The organism is Endozoicomonas sp., from assembly GCF_031844845.1.
In the GTDB taxonomy this organism is placed as follows: Bacteria; Pseudomonadota; Gammaproteobacteria; order Pseudomonadales; family Endozoicomonadaceae; genus Endozoicomonas.
The window spans coordinates 1-3892 of the sequence record NZ_JAVRMB020000240.1 but is presented as its reverse complement, the minus strand read 5'-3'; the positions used below and the strand labels follow the sequence as shown (position 1 = coordinate 3892).

The 3892-nt window shown below is 46.5% G+C and carries 5 protein-coding genes; all 5 read right to left on the bottom strand.

Annotated elements, in window-relative coordinates; translation table 11 throughout:
- A partial coding sequence (locus RM811_RS12835; protein WP_402524837.1) for an AAA family ATPase occupies positions 1 to 480 on the bottom strand: 480 nt, incomplete at its 3' end.
- Positions 481 to 532: 52 nt separating this feature from the next.
- On the bottom strand, positions 533 to 886 hold the full coding sequence (locus RM811_RS12830) for an SEC-C metal-binding domain-containing protein (protein WP_402524835.1): 354 nt from the start codon (positions 884 to 886) through the stop codon (positions 533 to 535).
- Positions 887 to 946: 60 nt separating this feature from the next.
- Entirely contained in the window at positions 947 to 2467 is a 1521-nt protein-coding gene (locus RM811_RS12825) for a hypothetical protein (RefSeq protein ID WP_402524833.1), read from the bottom strand.
- A gap of 94 nt (positions 2468 to 2561) precedes the next feature.
- Positions 2562 to 2825, bottom strand: coding sequence for an ATP-dependent Clp protease proteolytic subunit (locus RM811_RS12820; RefSeq protein ID WP_402524831.1), 264 nt, complete (start codon positions 2823 to 2825; stop codon positions 2562 to 2564).
- 541 nt (positions 2826 to 3366) lie between these two features.
- A partial coding sequence (locus RM811_RS12815; protein WP_402524828.1) for a hypothetical protein occupies positions 3367 to 3892 on the bottom strand: 526 nt, incomplete at its 5' end.

Sequence of the window (3892 nt, the reverse complement as noted above, 5' to 3'; positions counted from 1 at the left end):
GTTTTCACCGTCTGTACTCAGTTTCATGCTGTCAATGATCGGGCTCTTTTTGGAGTCCTGTGCGTATTCCACCGAAAAAAAACAGTGGTCTTTGTCATGAACCGCATCCAGCTCAATCCCCACCTTGCGCTTTTCCGGGTTTCTGGTGAGCAGGTCTTCAAATGATCCCATATCCACAGAGTCATTCACCTCGTCACCCAGGTTGAGATGAACGGTAGGATCCGGTGAAGTGGCCGTCTGTTTCATCAGCAGCAGGCTTTGCAACAGACTGGATTTGCCGGTGGAGTTTTCGCCCAGCAGCAGGGTGACCGGTTTCAGCTGAATATCACCAGATTCCCGCCAGGCTTTAAAATTGGATAGTTTTAATCGGGTTAGCATATCCTGTTCATTCCTTGACTGACCGATAAGAATGTCCGGTGAGTGTACTTTAGTTGTCCCGGTGCCTGACTGTACTGGCTCAGTGCTTAAACCGTAAGGCAAGATAGTGTTTGATCCCGGTCAGGCGGTTCTATTGTGATTGATTAGTATGCCACTATCGCCCACAACACTTCTTAAACTTTTTACCACTGCCGCAGGGACATGGGTCGTTGCGGCCGGTTTTTGGTGTTTCCCGTATCAGGGTGCCGGTGTGGAGAAACCGTTCCTGTGATCGGGGTTTGGGTTCAGGGCGTTGTTCAGGTTCAGGCTCGAAAGTGGACCAGTGTTGCAGTTCAGCCACCGTGTCATTGATCAGGCTATTTTTATTGCTATTCAGCGACTGGTTGTCGTGTTTTTGCAAGTCTGTTTCAAGATCGCTAATGCCATAGTAGAAGCCATCCACCAGCCATAACTTAAACCGGACCGGACGTAAATCCGATTCTTTCGCCCTTCCAAGGTAACTTCTCAAAAACTGCTGGAGAACCAACGTGCTAACTCTCTGCAATCCTTGGTACACGCTAAATATGCACTAAGGTTTTGTATGAATTTGAGCTACTCCCAGCACTTTTTGAGAAGTTACCCTCCAAGTCCGGTGAGTATTAACATGAGCAATGTTCAATAGCTGTATACCGGATAGCATCAGCTGTTTATCTCCCGCCCACCGTCTTAGGCCATAGCTTCTTAAGCCCGATGGCTGATCCATGACGGATGCAACATTTATCTTTTTGAGTGCCTTATTTCCCACCCGGAAATACGAGCACTCAGTAGCCCATGGTATTGACAGGGTGGTAGCTTCAGGGTGACTATGGTGCTGTTCATCCTGTTTTTCAGAACACTTAGCCGCAGTGGCATTTTCTTCACATATCGAAAGTGAATCAATATCGGGCATTTCTGTCTCATTTCCGACATTAACTAAACTATCGTACACCTTATGCAACCGCCCTGATGGTTTTGTTGTCTTTTCCGAATTTTTTTTAAAAGAGAGGAGGTTGTTCAGGAAATCTTCATTAAGAACTTTAGCGCTGTCTTTATTCTCAATACCTTGATTCCGGTGTTTAATATAGTCATGACAGATGTTTCTCAACGCCTCCGGTTTTACTTTATTCTCGAAGCCTTCCAGATAAATGCTGTTGATAAGCGCAGACTCGGTTAGCATGTAAAGGTTTGGCATGAACTGTATGATATCGATATCAGAATAAGTCAGTACATCCATTCCCCAATGCCTGACATTATCAGAAAACTCTTTTTTACCCTCTATTTTTTCAGCTTTAGCAAGGGCTGTTTCAAGGACATAATCTTTTTCAAGCAGGATCAGATATCTTAATAAATCCATTGTATGGACATTCAGGCCCAGTTCATATTTTTTCCGATCCTGGGGCGTATCACATATCGTCTTAACGCATTTCTGAGCACAAAAATGCGACTCAAATACACTATTTTTAAAGCTGGTTTTTTCATCCAGCTCATTCTCCATATCGAGGGTAAGTAAGTTTGGGTGGTGCTTGAACAAAGCGGACATTGTAGCAACCTGACTTTTCGTCATATTGCAGGTTGAATATATCAGTAATACAGGGATTTTGAATGATCGAAAGTATTCTGCTTCCTGTTCTATAGTTGCAACATAATCCCATTTACGGGAGTTGTTTTTACCGTCGAACAGGGTTGTACCATGCAGAGCGTACCAGGTATGAAAAACCGGACCCGGGGGGGTAAGAGTCAACGCCAGTTCATTTGCCTTTTCAACCGTGTTGATTTCTGCCATACACAAGCTGCTGGCAATGCTGAAGATGGATGCTTCATCCAGGGTAGTTGAAGGCATTTGCTGAGACGCAAGGGTGATAGCAATCTGTTTGTGCTGCGATAAATCAGGCGGAGAAATGGACATTTTCCGCTGTGAAACGGGTGTTTTTGATGGTTCTGTCGCACTGGCCGACGCTGTATTTGACTGATCGTAACCAATCCCTGAAGCCTTGACTGCATAATCATTATGGTTAGATTCCCTACTCACCATTACTGGCGGCCCAGATTGCACACCTGTATTTCCCAACATTACGATCACCCTAATTTTTGTATTTACGATCGATTATTGGACGTTATTCATTGCATTTAGTTCCTTGCCCCCCATTTAAAAAGCGTACTTACGTCTATTGAACAGATTTTGTCCAGCTCAGGGCGTTGTATATGGCTATACCGTCAAACACGGAACCACCGGGGTTGTTGATGCTGATGGTGATTGCATAATTCGCAGACTTTACCTTCATGGCAGCCGCTTGACCCCGAACCACCCTGCCATTCCGCAGTTTCACTTCCTGACGGATTTGGGTCATATCATCCCAGCCAGCGTCTTTGATGGCAGGCAGGATGAATTTTGTGATGATGTCGGATTCGGTGAGTTTGGATTTGTCCATAGGTTTGCTGCGCTTCCGGTCAGTGCGTTTTGCTGGCGGGATTGTCGCACAACCCAGTTTGGGATAAATAGGTATCCCCCCGATTCAGAAGCTGTCGCAAAACCCTCGTTCCCACGCTCTGCGTAGGAATGCATACGGATCTGGCCGCATGTGGAGAAACCTCTCCTTGCCAGAATCTGTGGGGGTTTCAGGCTAGTTATTCACTTGTGGCGAATACGGTATGCATTCCCACGCAAAGCATGGGAACGAGGTGTCCGGAGGGTTTTGCGACAACCTCTTCAGCGGTATTTCCGGAGTACCGATATCCGGGGGGCTTTACGAAAAAAACGAATTTACGAATTTATTACTTCAGGCCGCGTGCTTATTGGACTACATCGTTCGTAACCGGCCTTACGAATCAATAAATTTACGAACTAATTCGAGCCTGACTGTTGACTGACCAACACCCGTAATTAGTTCGTAACTTTTCTTCTTTCGTCTCTGGGTACGAATTTTATAACCCTCGTGATCCGTGGCCTGTAAAACTTTTTCGTAAATTCTTTTATTTCGTAATGACTGGCCTGAAGATGGTTTTCTTCCTGCCTCTGCCCTTTTGTTCGGGCTGATATTGCTCCACCCCTGGCGGTATGGATTCAGTCAGAGACTTCAGGGCAGCGGTGATGTCTTTGGCTTTCTTGTTGCCGCTAAAGAGGTTTTGACTTATCTCGGTACTGGAGCATCCTTTCCCGTCGTTATGGGTCAGCAAAAACCCATGGATTTCACCGGCCAGGCTGATGACTTCCTCTTGTTCTGCTTCCTGCCTTGCCGTGTTTAACAGGTAACGGATGCTGGCGGCGGAGAAATCCAGCCAGCGGTAAGCCTGGCGGACGTGTTCAGCCTGCACCGATTCTGAGAGGTCCATCAATGCGAAAATAGCCGACAGCCGACAGACAAACACCCGGTGGCGGGAAACCATATTTGCCAACAGTTCCGGCATGGCATCCTGTGCGGATTCCCTTTGGTGGTACTCCTCAATAATTACCGCTCTGGCCTCTTGGGACATCACCATTTCACGGCCTGCTTTTTTG

Bases quoted from the DNA above. Each gene is read 5' to 3' on its own strand.
- RM811_RS12825 (WP_402524833.1), bottom strand. From the start codon at position 2,467: ATGTTGGGAAATACAGGTGTGCAATCTGGGCCGCCAGTAATGGTGAGT.
- RM811_RS12820 (WP_402524831.1), bottom strand. From the start codon at position 2,825: ATGGACAAATCCAAACTCACCGAATCCGACATCATCACAAAATTCATC.